General features: G+C 71.8%; 22 protein-coding genes. 6 read left to right on the top strand and 16 right to left on the bottom strand.

Going from position 1 to position 23830, the window contains the following annotated elements; all coding sequences use genetic code 11:
- Positions 1-25: 25 nt before the first annotated feature.
- Positions 26-391 (top strand): iron chaperone, encoded by a 366-nt coding sequence (locus ACIQ9E_RS08835; protein WP_403704187.1) that lies wholly within the window; start codon positions 26-28, stop codon positions 389-391.
- Between the two features lie 134 nt (positions 392-525).
- Here ACIQ9E_RS08835 and ACIQ9E_RS08840 read toward each other — a convergent pair whose 3' ends face one another.
- The 5 genes from ACIQ9E_RS08840 to ACIQ9E_RS08860 all read right to left on the bottom strand — a co-directional run bounded on the left by ACIQ9E_RS08840 (position 526) and on the right by ACIQ9E_RS08860 (position 5325).
- A complete protein-coding gene (locus ACIQ9E_RS08840) occupies positions 526-714 on the bottom strand; it encodes a hypothetical protein (protein ID WP_403704190.1) in 189 nt (62 codons plus the stop codon).
- Positions 715-790: 76 nt separating this feature from the next.
- Complete coding sequence (locus ACIQ9E_RS08845; RefSeq protein ID WP_403704193.1) at positions 791-2218, bottom strand: beta-propeller fold lactonase family protein; 1428 nt, start codon at positions 2216-2218, stop codon at positions 791-793.
- Positions 2219-2674: 456 nt separating this feature from the next.
- Positions 2675-3544, bottom strand: a complete 870-nt coding sequence (locus ACIQ9E_RS08850) for an ABC transporter permease (protein ID WP_403704196.1) — start codon at positions 3542-3544, stop codon at positions 2675-2677.
- On the bottom strand, positions 3541-4572 hold the full coding sequence (locus ACIQ9E_RS08855) for an ATP-binding cassette domain-containing protein (RefSeq protein ID WP_403704199.1): 1032 nt from the start codon (positions 4570-4572) through the stop codon (positions 3541-3543). Before ACIQ9E_RS08855 ends, ACIQ9E_RS08850 begins: the two co-directional genes overlap by 4 nt.
- Before the next feature lie 375 nt (positions 4573-4947).
- Complete coding sequence (locus ACIQ9E_RS08860) at positions 4948-5325, bottom strand: hypothetical protein (protein ID WP_403704202.1); 378 nt, start codon at positions 5323-5325, stop codon at positions 4948-4950.
- A 295-nt stretch (positions 5326-5620) separates the two neighbouring features.
- Between ACIQ9E_RS08860 and ACIQ9E_RS08865 the strand changes: the two genes are divergently transcribed.
- Together ACIQ9E_RS08865 and ACIQ9E_RS08870 are read left to right on the top strand one after the other, a co-directional pair.
- Complete coding sequence (locus ACIQ9E_RS08865; RefSeq protein WP_403704205.1) at positions 5621-6565, top strand: hypothetical protein; 945 nt, start codon at positions 5621-5623, stop codon at positions 6563-6565.
- A 4-nt stretch (positions 6566-6569) separates the two neighbouring features.
- Positions 6570-7697 carry an endonuclease/exonuclease/phosphatase family protein gene (locus ACIQ9E_RS08870; RefSeq protein ID WP_403704208.1) on the top strand — a complete coding sequence of 376 codons (1128 nt, stop codon included), beginning with the start codon at positions 6570-6572 and terminating at the stop codon, positions 7695-7697.
- Between the two features lie 77 nt (positions 7698-7774).
- Here ACIQ9E_RS08870 and ACIQ9E_RS08875 read toward each other — a convergent pair whose 3' ends face one another.
- Together ACIQ9E_RS08875 and ACIQ9E_RS08880 are read right to left on the bottom strand one after the other, a co-directional pair.
- Positions 7775-8215 (bottom strand): RNA-binding S4 domain-containing protein, encoded by a 441-nt coding sequence (locus ACIQ9E_RS08875; RefSeq protein ID WP_403704211.1) that lies wholly within the window; start codon positions 8213-8215, stop codon positions 7775-7777.
- Positions 8216-8371: 156 nt separating this feature from the next.
- Positions 8372-10456: a PhoX family protein gene (locus ACIQ9E_RS08880; RefSeq protein ID WP_403704214.1), complete on the bottom strand. Its 2085-nt coding sequence runs from the start codon at positions 10454-10456 to the stop codon at positions 8372-8374.
- A 320-nt stretch (positions 10457-10776) separates the two neighbouring features.
- On the opposite strand from ACIQ9E_RS08880, the gene ACIQ9E_RS08885 reads away from it, so the two are divergent.
- Positions 10777-12999, top strand: coding sequence for a VWA domain-containing protein (locus tag ACIQ9E_RS08885; protein WP_403704217.1), 2223 nt, complete (start codon positions 10777-10779; stop codon positions 12997-12999).
- Positions 13000-13002: 3 nt separating this feature from the next.
- Here ACIQ9E_RS08885 and ACIQ9E_RS08890 read toward each other — a convergent pair whose 3' ends face one another.
- Both ACIQ9E_RS08890 and ACIQ9E_RS08895 read right to left on the bottom strand, forming a co-directional pair.
- Positions 13003-14268, bottom strand: a complete 1266-nt coding sequence (locus tag ACIQ9E_RS08890; RefSeq protein ID WP_403705191.1) for a sensor histidine kinase — start codon at positions 14266-14268, stop codon at positions 13003-13005.
- A gap of 80 nt (positions 14269-14348) precedes the next feature.
- A complete protein-coding gene (locus ACIQ9E_RS08895) occupies positions 14349-15002 on the bottom strand; it encodes a response regulator transcription factor (RefSeq protein ID WP_403704219.1) in 654 nt (217 codons plus the stop codon).
- Positions 15003-15313: 311 nt separating this feature from the next.
- On the opposite strand from ACIQ9E_RS08895, the gene ACIQ9E_RS08900 reads away from it, so the two are divergent.
- A complete protein-coding gene (locus ACIQ9E_RS08900) occupies positions 15314-16339 on the top strand; it encodes an SGNH/GDSL hydrolase family protein (RefSeq protein ID WP_403704222.1) in 1026 nt (341 codons plus the stop codon).
- A gap of 60 nt (positions 16340-16399) precedes the next feature.
- Here ACIQ9E_RS08900 and ACIQ9E_RS08905 read toward each other — a convergent pair whose 3' ends face one another.
- The 4 genes from ACIQ9E_RS08905 to ACIQ9E_RS08920 all read right to left on the bottom strand — a co-directional run bounded on the left by ACIQ9E_RS08905 (position 16400) and on the right by ACIQ9E_RS08920 (position 19636).
- Positions 16400-17020, bottom strand: coding sequence for an FMN reductase (locus tag ACIQ9E_RS08905; RefSeq protein ID WP_403704225.1), 621 nt, complete (start codon positions 17018-17020; stop codon positions 16400-16402).
- A gap of 173 nt (positions 17021-17193) precedes the next feature.
- Positions 17194-18273, bottom strand: coding sequence for an LLM class flavin-dependent oxidoreductase (locus ACIQ9E_RS08910; RefSeq protein WP_403704228.1), 1080 nt, complete (start codon positions 18271-18273; stop codon positions 17194-17196).
- A 400-nt stretch (positions 18274-18673) separates the two neighbouring features.
- Positions 18674-19474, bottom strand: coding sequence for a hypothetical protein (locus tag ACIQ9E_RS08915; RefSeq protein ID WP_403704230.1), 801 nt, complete (start codon positions 19472-19474; stop codon positions 18674-18676).
- Positions 19475-19489: 15 nt separating this feature from the next.
- Positions 19490-19636 (bottom strand): hypothetical protein, encoded by a 147-nt coding sequence (locus ACIQ9E_RS08920; RefSeq protein WP_403704232.1) that lies wholly within the window; start codon positions 19634-19636, stop codon positions 19490-19492.
- Between the two features lie 923 nt (positions 19637-20559).
- On the opposite strand from ACIQ9E_RS08920, the gene ACIQ9E_RS08925 reads away from it, so the two are divergent.
- Positions 20560-20775 carry a hypothetical protein gene (locus tag ACIQ9E_RS08925; protein WP_403704235.1) on the top strand — a complete coding sequence of 72 codons (216 nt, stop codon included), beginning with the start codon at positions 20560-20562 and terminating at the stop codon, positions 20773-20775.
- A gap of 69 nt (positions 20776-20844) precedes the next feature.
- Here ACIQ9E_RS08925 and ACIQ9E_RS08930 read toward each other — a convergent pair whose 3' ends face one another.
- From ACIQ9E_RS08930 to ACIQ9E_RS08940, 3 genes are all read right to left on the bottom strand, one after another.
- A complete protein-coding gene (locus ACIQ9E_RS08930) occupies positions 20845-21933 on the bottom strand; it encodes a magnesium and cobalt transport protein CorA (protein ID WP_403704238.1) in 1089 nt (362 codons plus the stop codon).
- 205 nt (positions 21934-22138) lie between these two features.
- A complete protein-coding gene (locus ACIQ9E_RS08935; protein WP_403704241.1) occupies positions 22139-22501 on the bottom strand; it encodes a hypothetical protein in 363 nt (120 codons plus the stop codon).
- Between the two features lie 87 nt (positions 22502-22588).
- Positions 22589-23239, bottom strand: coding sequence for a hypothetical protein (locus tag ACIQ9E_RS08940; RefSeq protein ID WP_403704244.1), 651 nt, complete (start codon positions 23237-23239; stop codon positions 22589-22591).
- Between the last annotated feature and the right edge of the window lie 591 nt (positions 23240-23830).

A 23830-nucleotide genomic window follows, 5' to 3' on the forward strand; every position in this document is an offset into this window, starting at 1 on the left:
TGGCAGGGCCGCATAGGCTCATGGAATGGTGCAAAGCAAGGCAAGCGACGTCGACGGTTATCTGGCCGAGGCTCCGGAGGAGCGCAGAGCCGTGCTGACCGAGCTGCGGTGGCTGTGCCGGGCGGAGCTGGTGGGCTTCGACGAGGTCATGGCGTACGGGATGCCCGCGTACCAGCGCGACGGCAACGCGGAGATCGCCTTCGCGAGTCAGAAGCAGTACCTCTCCTTCTACCTCCTGCGCAGCGATGTCCGCGAGGCGTTCGAGGAACGGCTCGCCGGGCAGGACATGGGAAAGGGCTGCTTGCGGTTCCGCAGGCCGGAGCGTGTCGACTTCGGCCTGCTGCGGGATCTGCTCAGGGCCACCGCGGCCCGGCCCGGCACGGTCTGCTGACCCCGCCGGACCGCCGGGCGCCTTCAGGCGGGGAGGGGAGTCCCGTGGTACTGGCCGAGTCGGCAAGGCGACTGGGGTCCTCGTACGGGGCGAGGCCGCTACCGACGAGTGACGGCTCACCACCCCGCCGACCTTCAGCCCGTCGGCGGGCGGTCGAGGATCAGATCGCCCGCGCGCCGGAGGGCTTCCAGCCGGGTAAGGCCGTTGTGGTCGGCGGCCAGGGTGTGGCGGCCCACCGTCATGCAGAAGGCCGGCAGACTGCGGGCCTCCACCTCGTCGGGGTCGGCGCAGAAGGTGCCGATCATCTCCCGCAGCAGCTCCATGCGCCGGTTGAACGGGACCGGCCGTTCCTCCCGGGTGCGGGGAGGAACGGCCGGTGTCGGACCGGTGTCCGGTGGGTCAGGTGCAGTTGATGAGGAGCCCGGTGGTGGCGGTGCAGGTGCGGGACGCGGTGTCGTTGGCGGGGTTGGGGTCGGTGGGTGCGCCGGCGGTGCGGGTGGCGGTGACGGTGTAGGGGGTGCCGAGGCTGAGTACGGCCACGGGCACGGTGATCCGTCGGGTGGTGCTCGCGCCGGGGGCGAGGCCGGTGGCGGTGCAGGTGGCCGTGCCGGTGGTCAGCGTGCAGTCGGGGCTGGTCGCCCCGGTGGGGGTGGGCAGGCCCACGGTGACGGTGGCCGAGGCGAGGGTGCGGGGGCCGTGGTTGGTGAGGGTCACGGTGTAGTCGATGCGGCCGTTGAGCAGGCCGGGGCGGGGCGTGGCGGTCAGTTCCACGCCGAGGTCGGCGGTGGGGCGCTGGGCGATCGCGATGTCGACGGGGGTCGTGCCCACGGGGATGCCGCTGGTCGTGCCGGTGGCGGTGTCGATCACGGAGACGGTGGCCGAGTTGCCGTTGGCGGCGTAGACCTGGCCCCCGTCCGGGGTGACGGCCACCCCCCTGGGGGTGTTTCCGGAGGCGGTGGTCGCGGTCACGGTGTTGGTCGCTGTGTCGATCGTGGCGACGGTGGCGCCCGCGCCCCGGGAGACGTAGGCGCGTGTGCCGTCAGGGGATACGGCGACGTCGTACGGGCCGTCGGTGAGGGGGACGTTGGCGGACACGGTGTTGGTGGCCGTGCTGATCACCGCGACGGAGTTGGAGCGGGGGCGGGTGACATAGGCGTAGTTGCCGTCGGGGGTGACGGCGACGCTCTGGGGGAATCCGGCGACGTTGACGGTGGCGGTCACGGTGTTGGTCGCGGTGTCGACCACGGATACCGAGCGGGCGTTGTAGTTGGTGACGTAGGCGCGGCTGCCGTCCGGGGAGACGGCCACCTGCTGCGGGGCGCTGCCGACCGTGACGGTGGCGGTCACGGTGCCGGCCGCGGTGTCGATCACCGTCAGCCGCTGGAGGGCGCTGTTGACGACGTAGGCGCGGGTCCCGTCGGGCGAGACGGCGATGCCGTTGGCGCCGCTGCCGACGGGGATGGTCGCGGTGACCGTACCCGTCGCGGTGTCGGTCACGGTGACGGAGCCGGCGTCGCCGTTGCTCACGTACAGGCGGGCCCCGTCCGGGGAGGCGGCCACGCCTTTGGGACCGTCGCCGACCGGGAAGGTGGCGGTGACGGTCTCGGTCGCGGTGTCGATCACGGAGACGGTGTCGTCGCTGTAGTTCGTCACATAGGCGAGCGGCGCTTCGGCCGCGATCCGTGCCGCGGGTGCCGCGGATGCGGAGTGCGCGGCGGGGGCCAGGGCGGTCAGCGAGGCCAGGGCCAGACCGCAGGAACCGGCGATCGCGAGGAGGCGGCGGCCGGGCCGCTTCCGGGGCCGGGCGGATGTGGTGGGCAGGCTCATACGGGGGTTCCTCTCCCATCGGCCCCGGCATGGGAGTGCATGGCCGGACGGCCGGCCGGTGGCCTGTGCGGTGGTGTCGCCGAAGTGGGCAGCCGGTGATGCAGGGGGCAGCGGCAGGGGTTGTGACCGGAGTGCACCCCGCCCCTGCTTCCGCCCGATGATCACTGTGGTGCCTGCCGCGCCGATCCGATCGCGGTCACCGGCACAACCATCCGAACGGATGATCCTTCGGTCGTATATTCAGTCCTGTGGGCCTGTGCTGTTCGGGAGTGCCGGCGGAGTACCGGCCCGAGGAGAGGCGGTGGTACGGACCGCAGGAAGGGCCCGCGGCCGACGCTCCGGCCGGCGTACCCGGGACGAGGCCCGCGGCGGGGTGAACGGAGGGGGCTAACAGCTGCGGCGGGGCGCTCTCGACCCCCGTACGAGAACGCCCCGCCGCCGCAATCGCGCCCCGGTCTACTTGCGGTTGTAGAGCCGCATCGTGACCGTCCCGAAGACCGTGACCAGCGCGACCGACCAGCCCAGCGTCCACGCGATGTCCGCCGCCGGCCATTCGCCCGCCATCAGCTCGCGTACGGCCGAGGCGACATGGGTCACCGGGCTGTTGTTCACGAACGCCTGGAGCCAGCCCGGCATCGTCTTCGGGTCGACGAAGATGTTGCTCAGGAAGGTCAGCGGGAAAATGATCATCATGCTGACGCCCATGACGGACTTCTCCGTGCGCAGCATCAGGCCGAACATCGTCCAGACCCAGGAGAAGGAGAAGGCGAAGACGAGCAGCAGCGCCACCCCGAGGACCACGCCGACGAACCCGCCGTCGGGGCGGTAACCGATCAGCATGCCGACGGCCAGCATCACGACCGACCCGATGCCGTAGCGGATGAGGTCGCCCAGGAGATAGCCGACCATCGGGGCCGGACGCCAGATCGGCAGCGTACGGAAACGGTCGAACACGCCCTTGCTGATATCGGTGTTGACCGCGACGCCCGTGTACATCGTGATCATCACGATGCTCATGGTCAGGATGCCGGGCAGGAGGAACTGGATGTACTCCTGGGTGGATCCGGCCAGTGCCCCTCCGAAGAGGTACGTGTACATCAGGACCATCATGATCGGGAACGCTGTGACGTCGAACAGTTGCTCCGGCACATGTTTGATCTTGAGCATGGCCCGCCAGCCGAAGGTGACGGAGGCGGAGACCGCGCTCGGTCTCCGCGGCCGCTCCTGTCCCACCAGCAGGGCCGCGAGGTCCTCCGCCTTCGGGGTCTCCAGAACCAGGTCGTCGAGATCGGCGGCGGTGTCGGTGTTCGTCGTCGCGGTGGTCATGCCGCCGCCCCCTTCGTGTGCGCGGCGGTGGCGCCGGCGGTGCTGTTGGTGCTGTTGGTGCCGGTGTGGGTCGTCTTGTCGGTCAGGGCGAGGAAGACCTCGTCCAGGCTGGGCTGTCCCAGCGAGAAGTTGTCGACCGTGATCCCGGCCCGGGAGAGTTCGGCGAGCGCCCGGCCGGCGTGCTCCGCCGCGTCCCCGTCCTCGACGAGGCCGCCCACCCGGGCGGTGAGCGCGACCGGGTCGGAGTCGAGCTGCACCTCGCCGCCGAGCGCCGCGGCGAGCAGCTTCTCGGCCTCGTGGCGCTGGTCCGCGTGGCGCAGGCGCAGATGGACGCTGCCGGAGCCGACGGACGCCTTCAGCTCGCCCTTGGTGCCCTCGGCGATCACCTTGCCGTGGTCGATCACGGCGATCCGGGACGCCAGCTGATCGGCCTCGTCCAGATACTGCGTGGTCAGCAGGACGGTGGTGCCCTGGGAGACGACCGCGCGCACGATGTCCCAGACCTGGCTGCGGCTGCGCGGGTCGAGCCCGGTGGTGGGCTCGTCCAGGAACAGCAGGTCGGGGGTGTTGAGGATGGACGCGGCGATGTCGATACGGCGCCGCATACCGCCCGAGTAGTTTTTGATCTGGCGCCCCGCCGCCTCGGAGAGGCCGAAGGCGTGCAGGAGCTGTTCGGCGCGGCTGCGGGCGGCGGCCTTGGAGTGGCCGAGCAGACGGGCGAGCAGCAGCAGGTTCTCGGTCCCCGTGAGGTCCTCGTCGACCGATGCGTACTGGCCGGTCAGGCTGACCCGGCTGCGTACCGTGTCGGCGTCCTTCAGGATGTCCTTGCCGAAGATCCGGGCCTCGCCGCCGTCCGGCCTGAGCAGGGTGGCCAGCATTTTGACCGTGGTGGTCTTTCCGGCGCCGTTGGGGCCGAGGACGCCGTAGACCGTGCCCGCGGGGACCGCGAGGTCGACGCCGTCGACCGCGCGGTTCTCGCCGAAGACCTTCACCAGGCCTCGGGTCTCGATGGCCAGTTCTGTACTCATGCGTCAGTCCTTGTGTTTCTTGTATTCCTTGATGAAATCGAAAACTTCTTCGGAGTCGCTGTGGAGGATTCGACTCGTCCGGTGCGGGGAACTCATCGCCGCCGGGCGTCTCCGTCGGGACTTTTCGGAGTTCCGGCGACGGGTAAACGGGTTAAAAACGGTATCAAAGTAAATAAAGCCGCGAGGTGTGCTTCAGGAGACGTGCGGGCCGGCCGCCCGCGCCCCGCGCAGCCCGCAGGGTCCGTGTCCGCAGCTCACGGACCCGACCGGGCTGCTGCCTGCTACTCGCCGTGGCGGGAGGGGCGCGGGACGTGATCGCGCGGCCGCCGGATCCGATCCGGCGGCCGCGCGTCGGGAAACTGCGGGGCTGTGGGGCTACGGCTCCCTGGTGTGGAAGACGTAGAACGACGCCACGCCTGTGACCGCGGCGACGATCACGCCCAGCCAGGCCGAGCTGAGGATGCTGTCGCCGGTCAGGCTGTGCAGGAAGCCGACGGCCGCTCCGGCCAGTGCGCCGTACGAGGCGGCCCGCAGCTCCTGGATCAGCCGGCCCTGGATGCGGCCGATACCGTAGGCCAGCGCCGTGAAGACGATGCCCGCGACCACGCCGTACAGGACGTCCCACCAGGTCACCGGGGATCCGGTGCGGTGCAGGAAGCCCGCGTAGAAGCCGAAGAAGGCGCCGAGGGCGAGGGGGACGGCCCAGGCGGCGGAGATGTGGTGGCGGGCGGGCAGTGCTGCTGGTGCGGCCATGGCGGGACGCTCCTTCCCACGCGGGTCCTCCGAGCCCCGGCCTCGGTGTTCTGCACCCGGTCCTGTTCCCAGGGCACACCAGGGGTCCCCGCCCGGCAACTCGTACGGCCGGTGGTGCGGTGGATTCGGTACGGGGGCGGGTACGGCCCCGATGCGTGCGGGCCCGGGGGTACGGCCGCGGGGTGCGTGGCCCCCGGGGTGCGCGGGTCCGGCGCGCCCGGGTTGCGGGGGTCCGGCGTGCCCGGGTGGCCGAGCACCGGTCGCGCCCCCGGCCCAGGGCGCTTTCCCTGGAAGGGTGCGGAGCCTCCTGTCGACCGTCCTGATCGCCCTCGTCGCCGTACTGACCCCGCTGAGCGCGCTCGCCGTATGGGCCGACCGGGAGATCGGCGACACCGACGGGTACGTCGCCGCGATGGCCCCGCTCGCCGCCGATCCCGAGGTGAGGAACGCGGTCGCCGACCGGATCACGGACCGGGTGACGGCCGAGCTGGCACGCCGCGGGGGCGGATCCGGAGAAGGCAGTTCCGGAGAGGGGGGTTCCGGCAGCGGGGCGGCCGGGGACGCCGAGCTGCGGCAGCTGGTGCACGACGCCGTGCTGTCGTTCGCGGCGACGGAGGCGTACCGCACGGCCTGGAACACCGTGAACCAGGCCGCGCACACCGCCGTCGAGAACGCGCTCACCAGCTTTGACGGCAGAACCGCCAGTGTCGATCTGGCGCCGGTGGCGGAGGAGTTGAAGGCCCGGCTGAGCAGGGACGGAGTTCCGTACGCCGACCGGATTCCGGTCGGTGACACCCGGACCGTGGTGCTGGAGTCCGACCGGCTGGGCGCGGCGCGCGGGGTGTTCGACGGCCTCCAGCACGCGGGCATCGCCCTGCCGCTGCTGACGGTGGTGCTGGCGCTCTGGGCCCTGCTGCTGGTGCCGCGCGGGCTGCCCGAACTGGCGCTGGCCCTGGCGGTGGGCGGGGCGCTCCTGCTGGCCGCGGTCGCGCTCGTGCGGCAGCTGACGCTGGGGGACCCGCCGATGGCGCTGAACCGGCCGGCCGCGGGAGCGGCCTTCGACGCGCTGACCGCTTCGCTGAGGCTGACGGCGTGGGCGCTGATAGGGGCCGGGGGGCTGGTAGCGGCCCTGACCGTCCGTAACCGTCGTAAGCGGTTGAAAACCATCCGTAAGCAGGCGCGGGAGAACGGGATGGAGCGGGAGGAAGCGGAGGGAGGCACTCAAGAAGTGGCTAGTTGATGCCATGGGCGACCGGACGGGCCGGATGTCGCGGACACTGGTGTTCGACATCGCGGACGACCGAAGGGCTTCGTACATGGACAGCGCCAGCGCCAGCGCCACCTCGACGGCGGCGGATGACGCGGGAGATCATGAGGAGCGGCCCCACGAAGGTCCCGACCGCCCCCGCCGGGGGGCCGGGCGCCTCGTCGCGGCATGGTGCGCGGCGCTGCTGCTGATCGTGCCCACGGTCGTCGTCGCCTGCCGGGTCGTCGACACGGACGCGGTGACCCCGATTCCGCAGCTCCTCGCCTTTCTGCCGTGGCTGCTGGTGCCCGCGGGCGCGGCGCTGCTGCTGGCGGCGCTGGCCCGCTGGATCCCGGGCCTCGTCTGGGCCGTCGTCGTCCTCGCGAGCACCGGCTGGTTCGTCCGGCCGTACGACATCGGGCTCGCGGACAGACCGTCCGGCAAGGCGGTCGCCAAACTCGAAGTGCTCACGTCGAACGTGGAGTTCGGCAACGGCACCCAGGGGCTGCTGGAGCTGATCGAGAAGGAGCAGCCCGATCTGGTCTTTGTGACGGAGTGCGCCGAGGCCTGCTCGCAGGGGCTGGCGACCCGGATCCCGATGTCCGACTACCCCCACCGGAATGTGGTGGAGGGCAAACTCGCCTTCGGGTCCGCGATCCTCAGCAAGTACCCGCTGAAGAAGGGCGCCGGTATCGAGTCCACCCTGGCGATGCCGGGCTCCGTCGCCACCATCGCGGGCCAGGAGGTCCAGGTCCAGCTCGCGCACCCGCTGCCGCCGATCCCGAGCGGTATGGACGACTGGCGGCGGGAGCTGGGCCGGATGAAGACGTACGCGGCGGGAGTGAAGGACGTTCCGACGATCTTCGCCGGGGACTTCAACGCGGGCCAGGACCATGCCGCCTTCCGGCGCATATTGGACGCGGGCAAGCTGCGCTCGGCCGCCGCGCTCGGGGGTGCGGCCCGGACGCCGTCCTGGCCGACGATGGTCGGCCGCCCGCTGGGCACGCAGATCGACCATGTGCTGATCAGCAAGGAGTTCTCGGTCCGCAAGGCCCGTTTCGTGGAGCTGGACCACACCGATCACCGCGCGCTGCTGACGGAGCTGGAGCTGCACGAGCAGCGGTAGCGGCGGTAGATGCGGTACGGGGTGGTCCGGCCGGTGGCCCGCCCAGTGGTTTGGTGGACCTATCACCGGCCGGCGGTTCAGCCGGTGCGGGGCCCGGGCCGGCCGTGGGCGTCCTGATGGCGCTGGGCCAGGCGTTCCATCTCGCGGCGGTCCCGTTTGGTGGGGCGGCCCGCGCCCCGGTCCCGGACGGCCACCGGGGCGGTGAACTCCCTCGGCGGGGGCGGCGGGCTGTTGTCCTCGTAGCACTGGACGGCCACGGGCGCGCCCACCCGTTTGCGGATGATCGTGGAGATGATGACCAGCCGCTCCCGGCCCTCGTGGAAGAGCCGGACCCGGTCCCCGGGCTTGACGGTGGCCGCGGGCTTCACCCGCTCGCCGTTGACCCTGACATGCCCGGCCTTGCAGGCGGCGGCCGCCTGGGACCGCGTCTTCGTCAGGCGTACGGACCAGATCCACACATCGACGCGTGCGGACTCGCCGGACGGCGGCGGTGCGGTGGACTGACCCTGGGATGCCATGCCTCCGACCCTACGCCCGGGGAGGGGGAGGACGGCGGGGAGTTTCCGCCCGCGCCGCGCCGGAGCGACGGATTCCGTGCGGGGTTGTGCCGGAAGGGAATCGACCGGGCGGTACGGGGACCGGGCCCGCGCCCGGTCCCCGTACCGCCCTGCGGGTCAGACGCCGATGCCGCGCCCGTCCTTGCGCCAGACCGCCACGACCGCCGGGCGGACGATCCGGCCCGGACCGTCCGGCCAGACACTCGCCGGCTTCTCCACCGACGCCCCGTCCAGCTCGCCCGGGTGCTGCACGGCGACCAGGACCCGGCGCTCCTGAATCACCGGACCGCAGGTCTCCGCCCCCTTCGGCACGGTCAGGAACTGCTTCAGCTCACCGCGCCGCTCACCGTGCACGGCCACCCCGAACAGGCCGTCGTGCGAACCGAGCTGATTGCCGTCCGTGGAGATCCACAGATTGCCGTGCGGGTCGAACGCCACATTGTCCGGGCAGGAGATCGGGCTGACCTTCTCCTTCGGGAAGCCCGCGAAGTAGGTGGACGGGTCCTTGGGGTCACCGGCCACCAGGAACAGCCGCCAGGCGAAGCCGTCGCCCGCCGGGTCGTCCCAGTTCTCCGCCAGTTCGAGGATCTGGCCGTGCTTGTTGAGATTGCGCGGATTGGCCTCGTCCGCGCCGGGCTTGCCCGCCTTGCCGCGGTCGGAGTTGTTGGTCAGCGCCACATACACCCGACCGGTGCGCGGCGAAGGCTCCACATCCTCGGGCCGGTCCATCTTGGTGGCCCCGACCTTGTCGCCCGCGAGCCGGGTGAAGACGTACACCTCCTCGGCGGTCATCCCCGGCACGTGCGAGACGTTGCCGGTCGCCAGCGGGATCCAGACGCCCGAACCGTCGAACTCGCCGTCGTTCGGCAGCTTCCCCGTGCCGTCGACCTCCGCCGCCGGGCTGTCCCCGGACAGCTTCGCCACATACAGCGTGCCCTCGTCGAGCAGGGTGCGGTTGTGCTCGCGGGCGGCGCGCGAACCGCCCTTCATCATCCGCTTCGAGGAGACGAACTTGTAGAAGTAGTCGAACCGCTCGTCATCGCCCATGTAGACCACCGGACGGCCGTCGTCCGTCAGTCTCGGCTGCGCCGCCTCGTGCTTGAAACGGCCCAGCGCGGTCCGCTTCCGGGGCGTGTAGTCGGGGTCGTACGGGTCCAGCTCGACGACCCAGCCGAAGCGGTGCGACTCGTTGGGCTCCTGCTTGACGTCGAAGCGCCGGTCGAACCGCTCCCACTTGCGTTCCGAGGCGCCGGTGCCGATGCCGTACCGCTTGTCGGTGGTGCTGGAGCCGTTCGCGAAGTACTGGTTGAAATTCTCCTCGCCGTGCAGCGTCGTCCCCCAGGGGGTTTCACCGCCCGCGCAGTTGTTGAGCGTGCCGAGCACCCGCCGGCCGCTCGGGTCCGCCGAGGTCCGCAGCAGCGCACCGCCCGCGGCCGGGCCGGACACCAGGAACGGGTCGGTCGCGGTCAGCCGCCGGTTGAGGTGGTGCCGGGTCACCGGGGTCAGCCCGCCGGACTTCCGCTCCTCCTCGACCACGACGACCGACAGACCGTGCGCCGCCCAGGCGATCTCCACCTGCTCACGGGTCGGGTTCTCCGGGTCGTACCCCCGGAACATCAGCATCTCGTCCGTGTACTCGTGGTTGGCGACCAGCACTTGACGGCCGCGTTCGCCCGGCAGTGGGAGGAGCGAGAGGAAGTCGTTGTTGTAGCCGAACTGGCCCGCCTGCGCCTTCGCCGACTGCCGCCGCTCGTCGAACTTCGGCGCCCCCCGAAGGATCGGATCGCCCCAGCGGATGACGAGGCCCTGGGCATAGCCGTCGGGGACGGTGACCTTGTCGTCCCGGTTGGGCGCGACGGGCTGGAAGCGCAGCCCCCGGGCGCCGTCCCCGCCGCTCCCGGAGCCCGGTTTGTGCCCGTGTCCGTGGCCCCGGTGGCCCACCGGGGCGGCGACCGCCCCGGCGCCCCCGCCCGGCCCCGTGACCGTCGCGGCCCCGGCCGCGGCGGCCACCGTCACCACGGCGGCGGCCCGCACCATCGAGCGGCGCGACAGAGCACCCGCGATGATGTCGCCGGCGTACTCGTTGTCGCTGGTGTTCGGGACCTCCTGGAAACAGGCGTCACCGCAGCGGTAGCGGCAGGTCAGGGCAGAACGGCCACCCGCGTGCGGAGTGGCGCTCAACAACGGCAGCAGCTTGCGCACTTCGTCCTCCTCCGGCGCGCACCGCGCCGACAGCGTGTCGGAATATCTCCGGGCGTGACGTTAGGGGGGAACGTGTGCAAAGTGGCGGACATCGGATGAACGGCGGATGAATCCGCAGCTTGCGTATGCCGCGTCTCGGCCAGGGGGCGTGCGCCGGGCCGGGCTGGGCGGGGTGGTCGCGCCCGGAGGAATCGGCGGGTCCGGGGCGTGTCATGGGCGGCGGCTAACCTTACGTGTCCGCCCTGACCAGGACACGACCGGGACAGCCTGGTCCAAGCGCGGACAATCACCGCACTTGACTGATGCGAAAGGGCTCACTCATGGGCATTCGGAGTTTGCTGCGCAAGGTGTTCGGCCGTGACCGCTCGGAGCCCAGCGAGTCGGCGACGGTTCCGCCCCAGGCGGACCGTAAGGATTCGGCCACGGTGACGTCGGCCGCCGTGAGTGCGCCCGCAGAGGGTTCGCCCGCGATCGGTTCGCCCGCGGCGGTGGCGGAGCCGGAGCCCGAGCCGGAGCCCGAGCCGGTGCCGGAGCCGAAGGGCCAGGGGAAGCCGGAGGCCGTGCCCGCGGACGGGGTGGATTCCCCGGAGGAGCGGGCGGCGGATCTGGTGTCGGCGGCGTTCGACAAGCCGCGCTCCACGGTGGCGCTTCCCGCGCAGACGAGGACGGAACCGGAGCCGGAGCCGAAGGCGGTGGAGGAGCCGAAGGCGGTGGAGGAGCCGGGGGCGGTGGAGGAGCCGGAGAAGCCTGAGGTGGTCGCGCCCGAGCCCGAGCCTGCGCCTGTGCCCGAGCTGGAGCCGGTGGCGGAGCCCGAGCCCGCGGCGGAGAAGCCTGAGGTGATCGCGGAGGCCGCGCCCGAGCCCGAGCCCGAGACGGCGCCGGTGGCGGCGCCCGAGCCGGAGCAGCCTGAGGCGGAGTTGAAGGCTCAGGAGCAGGAGCAGGAGCAGGAGCAGGAGCCGGAGCAGGAGGCGGTCGCGGTCGCGGAGCCCGAGGCCGAGCCCGAGCCCGAGACGGCGCCGGAGGTGGTGCCGGTGGCGGCGGCGGAGCCGGAGCCCGAGCCGGAGGCGAAGACGCAGCCGGTGGCGGCTGAGGAGCCTGAGCCGGAGGCTGTGACCGTGCCGGAGCCGGTGGTGGTGGTTGAGTCGGCGTCGACAGGCGAGTCCGAAGCTGCTGTGGAGCCTGTCGCGGCTGTGGAGCGCGAGGTGGTTACGGAGCCTGAGGTGCCGCAGGCCGAGCCCGAGCCGGAGCAGCCTGAGGCGGAGTTGAAGGCTGAGGAGCAGGACGCGGAGGCGGTGGCGGAGCCCGAGGCCGAGCCCGAGCCCGAGACGGCGCCGGAGGTGGTGCCGGAGCCTGAGGCAGAGGTGAAGCAGGAGGAGCCGGAGGCGGCCACCGAGGCCGAGCAGGAGGCGGAGGCGGTCGCAGAGCCCGAGGCCCCGCAGGCCGAGCCTGCCGAGCCCGCTGCCGTTGAGGTGGAGGACGCTCCGGCCGCCGAGACGGACAGCGCGCCCACCGCACCCGCGTCGGACGTATCCGCCGAGGTCGAAGCCGGGCCCGTCGCCGTCGCCGTCCCAGCGGCCGAGGACACCGAGACCGCTCCGGCGGCCGTCGCGGACGACGAGGCCCCGGCGGCTGCCGGGGCCGCTCCCGAGGAGCCGGAGGCGCAGGACACCGCTCTCGCCGACGTCGCCCCCACCGAGGCCGAGGCCGAGGCCACTGACGTGGACGTTGTCGCGGAGCCCGCTCCCGTGGAGGCCGCCGAACCGGAGCCGGAGCCGGAGGCGGTCGCGGAGCCCGAGGCTGCTCTCGCGGACGCGGAAGCTCCCGCGGAGGCCCCCGCCGCCGAGCCCCCCGCCGCCGAGCCCGCCGCACCCGCGGCTGCCGCTGCCGCCGTTGCCGTGTCCGTACCCCCCGCCCTTGCCGGAACGGCCACCGCCGCCGCGGGTGCCGTTGCGCGGGCCGGGCTCGACGGGGTGCGGGCCCGGGTGTATCTCGTGCTGGACCGGTCCGGGTCGATGCGCGGGTACTTCAAGGACGGGAGCGCCCAGCGGCTCGGGGAGCAGGCGCTCGCGCTGGCCGCCCAGTTCGGGCGGGACCGGGTGCAGGTGGTGTTCTTCTCCACCGAGATCGACGGGACCGGCGAGCTGACCGGCGCTTCCTACGAGAACCGGATCGACGAACTCCACGCCTCCCTCGGGCGGATGGGACGCACCAACTACCACCTCGCCGTCGAGGAGGTCCTCGCCCTGCACGCGAAGGGCGACGACCCCGCCGCGCCCGCGTTCGTCGTCTTCCAGACCGACGGCGCGCCCGAGTCCCGGACCGCCGCGACCGCCGCCCTGACGGTCGCCGCGGGACGGCCCGTCTTCTGGCAGTTCGTGGCCTTCGGGGAGCAGGACGCCAAGGCCTTCGACTATCTGCGGAAGCTGACCACGGAGGGCGTCGGCGGTCTGTCGAACGTCGGCTTCTTCCCCGCGGGCCCGGCGCCGAAGGACCTCTCCGACGCCGAGCTGTACGACGGGCTGCTCACGGTCTGGCGCCCCTGACGGTCACCCGGGCCGGACGATACGGCCCAGGGTCCCCGCCCCGGCCCGGGGACCCGGTCCGTCCGCCCTGAGGGCGGACGCCCGTACCGGCAGGGACACGGTGACGGCCAGCCCGCCCGCCGGTCCCGGCCGGGCCGTCACCGTCCCGCCGTGCGCCTCCGCGATGGAGCGGACGATCGACAGACCGAGGCCCGCGCCCGGCCCCAGCCGGTCGCGGCCCTCGCCCCGCCGGAAGGGTTCGAAGAGGGCCGGCACATCCGCCGCCGGGATCACCGGGCCCGTGTTCGTCACGGTCACCGCACCGCCGGAGACCACCACGTCCACCGTCCCGTCCGGCACGTTGTACGCCACCGCGTTGTCGACCAGGTTGCGGACGAGCTGGGCCAGCAGCGGCCGGTTCCCGCGGACGACCGGATGCCGTACGGACCGGCCGCGGATCCGGACGTTCCGTACCTCCGCGCGGACATCGTGCCGGGCCGCCTCCTCGGCCACCACCTCCGCCAGGTCGATGTCCTCGCAGTTCTCCAGGCCGCGTTCGCCGCGCGCCAGCATCAGCAGCCCTTCGATCAGGCGCTCGCTGCGGCGGTTGCTGTCCAGCAGGACCTGCTTCACCGCCGCCAGCTCCTCCGGCGACGAGGACGCGTCGAGCCCGACCTGGACGGCCGTGCGCTGGGTGGCCAGCGGGGTGCGCAGTTCATGGGAGGCGTTGGCGATGAATCTGCGCTGGCTGTCGAAGGTTCGCTCCAGCCGTCCCAGCAGCGCGTCCAGCGTTTCGCCCAACTCCTTCAGCTCGTCGTCGGGCCCGTCGTCGGGGCCGATCCGCTCGTGCAGGGTCCGGGCGGAGAGCCGGCGTGCTTTCGCCGTCATCTCGTGCACCGGACGGAGTACCCGCCCCGCCGCCCACCAGCCGACCGCGACCGCGCACAACGCCGTCACCAGCAGCGCGGCGACCGACCAGTAGAGCATCTGGCGGGACGCGGCGTCGGTGACGTTGTCGGTGAGCCGGTCCGCGAGGAGAGGGTCGAGCGCCGTGACGGCGGCGGAGTCGGCGGGTCCGGGGCCCGCGGTCCCACCGCTCTCCCGGTAGTTTTTGAGCACGGACGGCAGATACTCCGACCGTTCGGCGATCGCCGCCGCCTCCGTCTGCGTACCGGCGCTGGAAAGCAGATTGACCACGGTGAGCAGGGCCCCGCCGAGGACCAGGAAGACGGCGCCGAAGGCCAGGGCGATCCGGGTACGGGCCGACAGCGGGCGGCCGATCCGGCCGATCCGTGCCCGAACTTCCCGCCACCGGCCGGTCCGCCGGCGCGTCCGCCACCGCGCCGCCCGGGAGTCGCCGCCGGTCCCGGTCACAGCGCGTACCCCGCGCCCTGCACCGTACGGATCAGCGAAGGCTCTCCCAGCTTTGACCGCAGTTTGCTCATACAGACCCGGACCGCGCCCGTGAACGGGTCGGTGTGCGCGTCCCAGGCCCGTTCCAGCAGCTCCTCCGCCGAGATCAGCGCGCCGTCCGCCTCCAGCAGGATCTGGAGTACGGCGAACTCCTTCGGCGACAGGTCCAGATCCCGTCCGTCGCGTGCGGCGGTCCGGCGGACGGTGTCGAGGCGGACGCCGTGCCGCTCCAGCCGGGGCGGCACCAGCCGGGCGCTGCGGCGGCGCAGGGCCCGCACCCGGGACACCAGCTCGGGGAAGTCGAAGGGTTTGCCCAGATAGTCGTCGGCGCCCAGGTCGAGCCCGGCCACCCGGTCCTCCGCCGCGGTGGCCGCGGTGAGCATCAGGATCCGGGTCCTGGCGCCGGAGTCGACGAGCTGCCGGGCGACCTGGTCGCCGTGGACCCGGGGGAGGTCGCGGTCGAGTACGACGACGTCGTAGTCGTGGAGTCCGAGGTAGGCGAGCGCGGCGTCCCCGCTGTACACCGTGTCCACGGCGAATCCGGCCCGCCGCAGCCCGGTGGCGATCAGCTCGGCCAGAACCTGTTCGTCCTCGGCGACGAGTATGCGCATGGCGCTGTCCCCATCCGTTCCTGTTTGCGGCTTGTCTCCCCCAAGGATGCGTGCTTTCTATCCCGAACGGGGTTTCGCCGATGTTTCTCCCGGGAGCGGGCGCCGGGAGCGGGCGCCCGGGAGGCGACGGCCCCGCGGGCGGGTGCGGTCCTGCTGCACGGTGATCTGTACATGAGGGGCTGATCCCGGAAGCGCCGGGGCGCCCCGCAAGTTGACCCGTCACCCTTCGTGCATGAAGGATCACCTAGCGTTCAAGCTGACCGGCCCCTTCTTATGGGCCTCGACGACAGGGCACATCCATGTCTTCAGCCATGCGCAGGACGACGAAATCCCCGGTGATGCGGCGGCTGGCTGCCGCGGCCGTCGCGCTGGGCGGCTGCCTGGCGCTCGCCGGACCGGCAGGCAGCGCCGGTGCGGCGCCCGCCGAACCCGTACCGACCGTCTTCTTCGGCGACTCCTACACCGCCAACTTCGGCATCGCCCCCATCCACCAAGACGGCAAGAGGGACCTCTGCTTCCGGGCGCAGGAGAACTATCCCGCCGTCGCCACCCGCCGTCTCGTGGACAAGGGCATCAAGCTCGACGTCCAGGCGGACGTCTCCTGCGGCGCCGCCCTCGTTCAGAACTTCTGGCAGGATCAGGAGCTGCTGCTGCCCGGACTGAAGGTCCCGCCGCAGCAGGACGCGCTCAGGCAGGACACGGGGCTGACGGTGGGCAGCCTGGGCGGCAACACGCTGGGCTTCAGCCGCATCCTGAAGCAGTGTTCCGCCGAGCTGCGGGAGCACCCCCTGCTGCCGGGAGAGCCGGTGGACGGGGGCGAGCCGGCCTCGACGTGCGGTGACTTCTTCGAGACCGGTGACGGGAAGCAGTGGCTGGACGATCGGTTCGAGCAGGTCGCCGGGGATCTGGAGGAGCTGCTCGACCGCATCGGCTACTTCGCTCCCGACGCCAAGCGCGTCCTGGTCGGATACCCCAGGCTCATCCCTGCGGACACTGCCGAGTGCCGGACCGCGGCGCCCGGTCAGACGAAGCTGCCGTTCGCCGACATCCCCCAGGACGCCCTGCCGGTCCTGGACCGGATCCAGAAGCGGTTGAACGACACCATGAAGAAGGCCGCCGCCGGCATCGACGGCGGCGCCGACTTCGTCGACCTCTACGCCGGCACCGGTGGCAACACGGCATGTGACGGCGCCGACCGGGGCATCGGCGGCCTGCTGGAGGACTCCCAGCTCGATCTGGGCGCCAAGCTCCCCTGGTATGCGCACCCCAACGACAAGGGCCGTGACCTCCAGGCCGCACAGGTGGCCGAGAAGGTCGAGCAGATCCTCAACCGGTAGGGAGACCTGCGGCCCCGGGCCCAGGGCCCAGGGCCGTATCCGCCGTCCACCCCCCCGGGGTTACGTCAGCCGGAGTTCCGCCATCGGCGACGCCGTGTCATCGGGAGCGGCGGCCTTGGCCTCCGCCGACGCGGTCATCGCCCGCGCCAGCTGGCCGCCCGCGCGGACGATCCGGTCCGGCAGGGTGTCCGTCAGCGGGTCGCCGCTGCCGCCCCAGTCCTCGGACGCCGCGTACACCCCGGTCGGCACCGGCTCGGCGCGCAGATACGTGAACAGCGGGCGCATCGCGTGCTCCAGCACCAGCGAGTGTCGGGCCGTACCGCCGGTCGCGCCGATCAGGGCCGGCTTGCCGGTCAGCGCGCCCACGTCGATCAGATCGAAGAACGACTTGAACAGGCCGCTGTACGAGGCGGAGAAGACCGGCGTCACCGCGATCAGCCCGTCGGCCTCCACCACCGCGGCCACGGCCTCTTCGAGCACGGGCGGCGGGAAACCGGTGACCAGGTTGTTCGCGATCGGGACGGCCAGTTCGCGCAGTTCGACGACCTGGACCTCCACCTCCGGCGCCCCGGCCGTCTCGGCCAGGGACCGGCGTACGGCCTCGGTCAGCCGGTCCGCGAGCAGCCTGGTCGACGACGGCACGCTCAGTCCGGCCGAGACGACCACCAGCCTCATGGTCATGTTCTTTCCTCCTTGCGTTCTCACTGCGCGTTCTCTCGTATGCGCTTTCCCGCCGCGTGTTTCCCGCCGCGTGTCCTTCGCTGTGCGTTTTCCCGCTGTGCGATTCCTACTGTGCGATTCCTACTGTGCTTCCGTACGGCGCGGGTCCGCGGTCCGGTGGGCGGACTGCCCGGTCAGTCCCGGTCCAGCCCGGTGACCGCCGGGTGCAGTGGCGCGCTCTCCGGCACGCCCTCCGGGCGCAGCGCGGCGAACTCCTTGCGCAGCACCGGAACGACCTCCTCGCCGAGGATGTCGAGCTGCTCCAGGACCGTCTTCAGCGGCAGTCCGGCGTGGTCCATCAGGAAGAGCTGCCGCTGATAGTCCCCGACGCCGTCGCGGAACGACAGGGTCCGTTCGATCACCTGCTGAGGCGATCCGACGGTCAGCGGAGTCTGCTCGCTGAAGTCCTCCAGCGAGGGCCCGTGGCCGTACACCGGAGCGTTGTCGAAGTACGGACGGAACTCCCGCACCGCGTCCTGCGAGTTCTTCCGCATGAACACATGCCCGCCGAGCCCCACGATGGCCTGCTCGGGCGTGCCGTGCCCGTAGTGCGCGTACCGCTTGCGGTACAGCTCGACCATCTTCTTCGTGTGGGACATGGGCCAGAAGATGTTGTTGTGGAAGAAGCCGTCACCGTAGTACGCGGCCTGTTCGGCGATCTCCGGGGAGCGGATGGAGCCGTGCCAGACGAACGGCGGTACGCCGTCGAGCGGGCGCGGGGTCGACGTGAACGACTGGAGCGGCGTACGGAACTTGCCCTCCCAGTCCACCACGTCCTCCCTCCACAGCTTGTGGAGGAGCGCGTAGTTCTCGATGGCGAGCGGGATCCCCTGGCGGATGTCCTGCCCGAACCACGGATACACCGGGCCGGTGTTGCCGCGGCCCATCATCAGGTCCACCCGGCCGTCGGCCAGATGCTGGAGGTAGGCGTAGTCCTCGGCGATCTTCACCGGGTCGTTGGTGGTGATCAGGGTCGTCGAGGTGGACAGGATCAGCTTCTCGGTGCGCGCCGCGATGTACCCGAGCAGGGTCGTGGGCGACGACGGTACGAAGGGCGGGTTGTGGTGCTCGCCGGTGGCGAAGACGTCCAGTCCGACCTCTTCCGCCTTCCGGGCGATGGCCAGGGTCGCCTTGATCCGCTCGTGCTCGGTCGGCGTGCTGCCGTTGGTGGGGTCGGTCGTGACATCACCGACGGTGAAGATCCCGAACTGCATGGCGCTCGCCTCCCGGCTCCGGTCCCTCGGTGGGGCCGTTGGTTGAATGTTGAACTAACCCTATCAACGAGTCCCCCCAACGGTCTATTCCAGCCTCTCCCGGAACTCCGTCCCACCGCCTCTCGTGCCACGTTGACCAGCAGTTTCGTCATGGTGATCAGCCCCCGGTCGGTGGCCGGCGGCAGTTTTTCAAGATCCTGGAAGCGGTACGGGGCCGGTAGGCCGCGCCGCATGATCACCATCTGGTGCGGCCGGGTCGTGGCTGGGTATTCGTGTGCCCCGGGTGGTCGACCCGGGGCACGTTTCGCAGGGCAGTCGGTCCCGCCTGTTCCGCCTGTTCAGTCGGTCCCGCCTGTTCAGTCGGTTCAGTCGGTTCAGTCGGTTCGGCGGGTTCGCCGGTTCAGCCGGGTGCGGTGCCCGCGGCGCCCGGGAACAGCAGCCGGAACATATCGGCCGACTCCGTACCGGACCGTCCGAAGGGGGCGTCGAAGTCCCACACCAGGAAGAGCAGGAACGCGATCAGCGCGCTGAAGAAGCCCGCGAGGAGCAGCTCCTGATAGCTGCGGCCGATGTTCATGGTGAAGATCAGCCCGACCGTCACCAGCGCGCCGATGATCAGCCCGAACCACACCACCCCCGGCAGGGTCGCCGCGGCGCTCTGGATCCGGGAGTTGCGGGCCTCGTCCACGATCGACACCCGGTCCAGCATGGGCTGGTAGGCCTGGGCCTGGAGTTCACCGCGGGGGACGTGGCCCGCGACGCCGTCACGGATCTCGTCGAGCAGTTCACCGCCGCGCCCGTTGATGTCGTCGCCGTCGACCATTCGGGGCCACTCCTGATGGACGACGTGCGAGACGTAGGCGTCGACGTCGTTGGAGAGCCGGGCGCGGTAGTCGGCGGGGAACACCTCGGCGCGCTGCACCAGTTCGTGCAGGGCCTGGGCCTCCCGCCGGGCATCGTCCTGGGCCGCACTGCGGGCCTCCCAGACGCCCGCGATGGCGAGTCCGAGGACGATCGCGTACACCACGCCGACCATCATCGTCATGTACTCCAGGACGTCCGGCGTCTCCACGCCGTCCTCGCGGAGGTCCTCGCCCCTCGCCGCCTTGAGGCTTCTTCTGCGCTGGTTGAGGAGGGTGACGGCGACGACGACCGCGGTGGCCGCGGCCATGACGATTCCGAGGACCAGCCATTCGGACATGGGGTGTCTCCAGTTTCAGCGGCTCCGCCGCGGCTTGAGCAGCGCGGCGGCGAGCACGGCCGGGGTGGTGGTCACCAGGACGAGGACGACCAGGGGCATGCCTTCGCGGCCGGTCTGCGACGCGGGCGGCCGGTAGGCGGGCACCTCCTGCGCGGCCCGCACGGGCCGGACGGGAGAGCGCGACGGGGTGGGGGAGGGCTTCGGCGGCGGAGTGTGCCGGACCACGGGCGGCGGTACGGGGACGGGCGCGGCGATCCGCTCGGGCGCCGGAGCCAGCGCCGGAGGACGTGGAGCCGGGGTCGGCTCCGGCGTCGGCTTGGGCGTCGGCTTGGGGGCGGGAGTCGGCTTCGGCGTCGGGCTCGGGGTCGGTGTCGGCGTGGGCGTGGGCGTGGGCGTGGGGCTCGGGGTGGGGGTGGGTGTCGGTGTGGGCGACGGGGTCGGCTTCGGGGGTTTGGTGGGTTTGGGCGGCTTGGGGCAGTGCTTCAGGATCTGCACCCGGACCGATACCGAGACCTTCAGGGGGAACGGCCCGGCGGCACCGGCCTGTACGGAGAGGCAGATCAGCCCCGGTACCTGTAAGTGGATCCGGGCGCCGACGGAGAACGCGGGCGATGCTCCCGACGGCTCCGACGGCTCCGACGGCTCCGACGGCTTCAGGCGGTTCAGCGGGGCTCGTTCGGCGGCGGACCGGGCCGCTTCGGCCGCCCGGGGGCTCGCCGCGGGCCGCGGGCCGGGGCGCTCCGGGGCGCTCTCCCGGGGAGCGGGCACCGGGACCGGGAGCGGGGAACGGTCCGGCGCGGCGACGGCCGTACTACCCCCCTGTAAACCGAGAAGGACCGTCGCGATCGTCACTGCGCTCAACTGCTCCCATCGGGCCACATCAGCACGTTATGGGCGCAGCAGGGACACAGGTAGCACTATCACTTCGACTGATGAGTAAAACATTTGTCGGATCGGTCACCCACATGCGCATCACCGCTGTTCCGCGGCGTGCGATGCGCCCCAGCGCCGGGGCGCGCACGCTGGGGGATCCGGACGGAGCACTCCGGGATGCGGGCAGCGGTGGCCCATGAGACGTTCGCCGGGTGAGTGAATCACTGATCGACCTGACGCGCTCCGGGACCGGCTACGCGGTCGCCGGACTCACCGTCTGCGCCCTGCTGTTCATGGCCGTCGCGGCGCTTCGGCTGTCCAACGCGGGCCGTACGGAACCGTCCGACGAGGCGCGGTCGCTGCGGCTCGCGCTCTACGGCGGGGTGCTTGCCGCTGTCTCCCTGGGCCTGTTCGTGACGGTGATATAGGCGACATAGCGGTACGGGGCGGGGTTGCTGAAGGACGCGGCGGGCACCCGGCCGCGCCCAGCTTCCCGTTCAGAGCCAGCCGTTGCGGCGGAAGCTGCGGTGGATCACCACACAGGCGGCCGCCATGATCCCGAGGACCAGGGGATAGCCGTACCGCCACTTCAGCTCCGGCATGTGCTCGAAGTTCATGCCGTACACCCCGCACACCATCGTCGGTACGGCGATGATCGCGGCCCAGGCGGTGATCTTGCGCATATCCGCGTTCTGGACGACGGTCACCTGTGCCAGATGGGCCTGGAGTATCGAGTCCAGCAGTCCGTCGTATCCGGCGATCTGCTCGTTGAGCCGGACGAGATGGTCGACGACGTCGCGGAAGTACGGCTGCATATCCGGATCGACCGGCGGTTCGGGGCGGGTCGCGAGGCCGAGCAGCGGGCGCTCCAGCGGGCCCGCCGCGCGGCGGAGTTCCAGCAGTTCGCGTTTGAGCTGGTAGATCCGGCCCGAGTCGCCGCGCTGGGACCGTTCGCTGAAGACGACGTTCTCGACGGCGTCGACGTCCTCCTGGACCGCGTCCGCGACCGCGAGGTAGTCGTCGACGACCTGGTCCGCGATGGCGTGCAGCACCGCGCCGGGGCCCCTGGCGAGCCGCTGGGGCGAGGCTTCGAGGTTCTCGCGCAGCGGGCCGAGCGAGCCGTGCCGCCCGTGCCGGACGGTGATCACGAAATCGGGTCCGGTGAAGACCATCAGCTCGCCCGTGTCGACGACCTCGCTGGTCGCCGTCAGCTCCTCGTGGGCCACGTAGACGCAGGTCTTGAAGACCGCGAACAGGGTGTCCCCGTACCGCTCTACCTTGGGGCGCTGATGGGCGTGGACGGCGTCCTCGACGGCCAGCGGATGGAGGCCGAACGTCTCCGCGTAGACGGCGAATTCGAGGTCGGTGGGCTCGTGGAGGCCGACCCAGACGAAGCCCCGCCCGCGTCTGCGGACCTGGCGGAGGGCGTCCGCCGCGGTTCCGTCGCAGGGCCGCCGCCGCCCGTCCTCGTACACCACGGCGTTGATCACCGAGCTGCCGAGCGGGGAGCGCCGCGGATGGGAGAGGTCGACCTTGGGCCGGTAGGCGCGGCGCACGGCGTGCCGGATACGGCGGATGACGGGCACGGTGGCGCTCCTTCTGCGGGGCTCCGGGAGGGTCCGGGGCCGGTGGTGCGGGGCCGCCGGAAGATCCGGGGCGGGTTTCCTGCGGTTTCAGTGCCCCGGTGACCGTCCGGCCATGCGTGCCGGTCGGGCACCGGTGTCACCGGTGACACCGATGTGACCGGTGGTGGTGACGGTAGGGCGGGTGGGGGGTTCGGAGGGCCGTTTTTCAGCGGTCGTTGAGGGTGAGGCGTTCGGATACCGCCGTACCGCCCGCGAAGTACTCCACTTCGTAGTGGACGGCGGTCGTCGCGCTGCTGAGGTGCGGACCGGCGATCCCGACCGTGACGGCCGCCCCCACCCGGTGCCCGGGGACCCGCAGCGGTTCCTTGTGGAGCCCGTCCGGGGTCCGCCAGTGGACGGTGACGACGTCGTTCGCGGCCATGCCGGGGTAGGGGGCGATGTGTACGGTGAGGGAGCGGGTGTCCTCGTAGTCGTAGAACCCGTCCGGTGCTTCCGGCACACGGGGCGCCGGGAGGAGTACGGGTCCGGGCACGGGCGTGGGCTGCGGCCGGTCGGTGGGGTGCGTCATATCGGCGGTCTGCCCGCCGCGGGGTTTCCGGAACAGTATCCGTGCCCGCATTCCGCCCGGTGGTCCGGCACATGTTTCCCGGTGGTCTCATGGCCGGTAGGGGGCCTCCGGGGTCCACTCCACCGGTTTCCCGGTCGCCTTCGGATGCCCGTCGGGCACCGTGCGGCACGGCGATTCGGCGTCGACCCGGAGCAGGCCCGACGGCAGGCTCCACTGGAGGGAGACGACGTCCCCGGTGCCCGGGTCCTCGTAGCGCGCACCCACCCCGCCGCGGCCGCCGGCCTCGTCGTCGTACGCGAACCCCGCCTCCCAGCCGTCGGCCCGCAGCCCTTCCCCGGCCCGGCGCAGGGCGTCGCGCGCGGCGGCGCCGCCCATCCCGCCGAAGGCCCAGAGATGACGGACTCCGATCGCCGACCGGTCGGTGCGCTCCGAGGAGACGGCCGCCCGGACCGGGCAGCGGCTGGAGCGCAGGGTGTTGTTCCCGGGGGCCGGCGGGGTCGCGGCGGGCACGGCAGCGCGGAGATCCGCGTGGACCCGCCGGGAACGGTCCTGGAGCCGCTCGGCGGCGGTGTCCGGATCGGCGGTCGGATAGGGCCGGCCGCGCCACAGCCGGTCGGCGACGGGGCCGGTCGTGACGACGGCGGTGCCAGCCGCCCCGAGGACAAGGGCGGCGAGGACCGCCGCGAGGACCGTCGTACGCGTACGCCGCTGTCGCTGTCGCTGGATACCGGTGGACATGGGCCGACGGTAGGGCCGGCCGGTGCGGTGGCGCCTGAGTAGACGTACTCATCCCCGGTACGGCGGGGCGGGGCTCCGGGCGGGGCATCCCCAGCGGGCCGGGTCCTCGGTGGGCGGGGGTCTCTGGCGGGTGGGGTCCCTGGTGGGCGGGCCGGGTGCGGGGGCTTCCGCGCTCCGGGGGCTTCCTGGCGATCCTGACGAGTTCTTCAACGGCTCTTCAAAGGTTCTTCAACGGTCCGGGCCTACCGTCCTGGTGTCCGGCCCGGGAGAGCCGGGCCGTCGGGGAGGTGGAACGGCTGTGGGAGACGGACCGGACCGCATCACGGGGGCCCCGGCGTCCGTGCCGCACGGGGGCGGCCACGGGCGGACGGCGGACCCGGGACGGGGTGCCGGACCGGGCCGGGAAGTTCCTCCTTGCGGGTCGGGCCGGGTCAGCCCGGCGGGACCCGCGGGAGTTGCCCCGGGGCCTTTCCTCCGGATCAGGCGTGAGCCCGCCGGGATCCGGCAGGGAAGGCCCCGGGGACGGGGGAAGAGCGCCCCCGGCCCGTAAGCCCTGTCAGGTCCGGTCCGGTCCTTTCCGGTCCTATCCGG

Origin of the sequence: Streptomyces sp. NPDC094448 (assembly GCF_044763775.1) — a bacterium.
Taxonomy (GTDB): domain Bacteria; phylum Actinomycetota; class Actinomycetes; order Streptomycetales; family Streptomycetaceae; genus Streptomyces.

Bases quoted from the DNA above. Each gene is read 5' to 3' on its own strand.
- ACIQ9E_RS08895 (WP_403704219.1), bottom strand. From the start codon at position 15,002: ATGCGCATACTCGTCGCCGAGGACGAACAGGTTCTGGCCGAGCTGATC.
- ACIQ9E_RS08860 (WP_403704202.1), bottom strand. From the start codon at position 5,325: ATGGCCGCACCAGCAGCACTGCCCGCCCGCCACCACATCTCCGCCGCC.
- ACIQ9E_RS08900 (WP_403704222.1), top strand. From the start codon at position 15,314: ATGCGCAGGACGACGAAATCCCCGGTGATGCGGCGGCTGGCTGCCGCG.
- ACIQ9E_RS08885 (WP_403704217.1), top strand. From the start codon at position 10,777: ATGGGCATTCGGAGTTTGCTGCGCAAGGTGTTCGGCCGTGACCGCTCG.
- ACIQ9E_RS08850 (WP_403704196.1), bottom strand. From the start codon at position 3,544: ATGACCACCGCGACGACGAACACCGACACCGCCGCCGATCTCGACGAC.
- ACIQ9E_RS08840 (WP_403704190.1), bottom strand. From the start codon at position 714: ATGGAGCTGCTGCGGGAGATGATCGGCACCTTCTGCGCCGACCCCGAC.
- ACIQ9E_RS08845 (WP_403704193.1), bottom strand. From the start codon at position 2,218: ATGAGCCTGCCCACCACATCCGCCCGGCCCCGGAAGCGGCCCGGCCGC.
- ACIQ9E_RS08905 (WP_403704225.1), bottom strand. From the start codon at position 17,020: ATGACCATGAGGCTGGTGGTCGTCTCGGCCGGACTGAGCGTGCCGTCG.
- ACIQ9E_RS08910 (WP_403704228.1), bottom strand. From the start codon at position 18,273: ATGCAGTTCGGGATCTTCACCGTCGGTGATGTCACGACCGACCCCACC.
- ACIQ9E_RS08855 (WP_403704199.1), bottom strand. From the start codon at position 4,572: ATGAGTACAGAACTGGCCATCGAGACCCGAGGCCTGGTGAAGGTCTTC.
- ACIQ9E_RS08940 (WP_403704244.1), bottom strand. From the start codon at position 23,239: ATGTCCACCGGTATCCAGCGACAGCGACAGCGGCGTACGCGTACGACG.
- ACIQ9E_RS08935 (WP_403704241.1), bottom strand. From the start codon at position 22,501: ATGACGCACCCCACCGACCGGCCGCAGCCCACGCCCGTGCCCGGACCC.
- ACIQ9E_RS08835 (WP_403704187.1), top strand. From the start codon at position 26: ATGGTGCAAAGCAAGGCAAGCGACGTCGACGGTTATCTGGCCGAGGCT.
- ACIQ9E_RS08915 (WP_403704230.1), bottom strand. From the start codon at position 19,474: ATGTCCGAATGGCTGGTCCTCGGAATCGTCATGGCCGCGGCCACCGCG.
- ACIQ9E_RS08875 (WP_403704211.1), bottom strand. From the start codon at position 8,215: ATGGCATCCCAGGGTCAGTCCACCGCACCGCCGCCGTCCGGCGAGTCC.
- ACIQ9E_RS08870 (WP_403704208.1), top strand. From the start codon at position 6,570: ATGGGCGACCGGACGGGCCGGATGTCGCGGACACTGGTGTTCGACATC.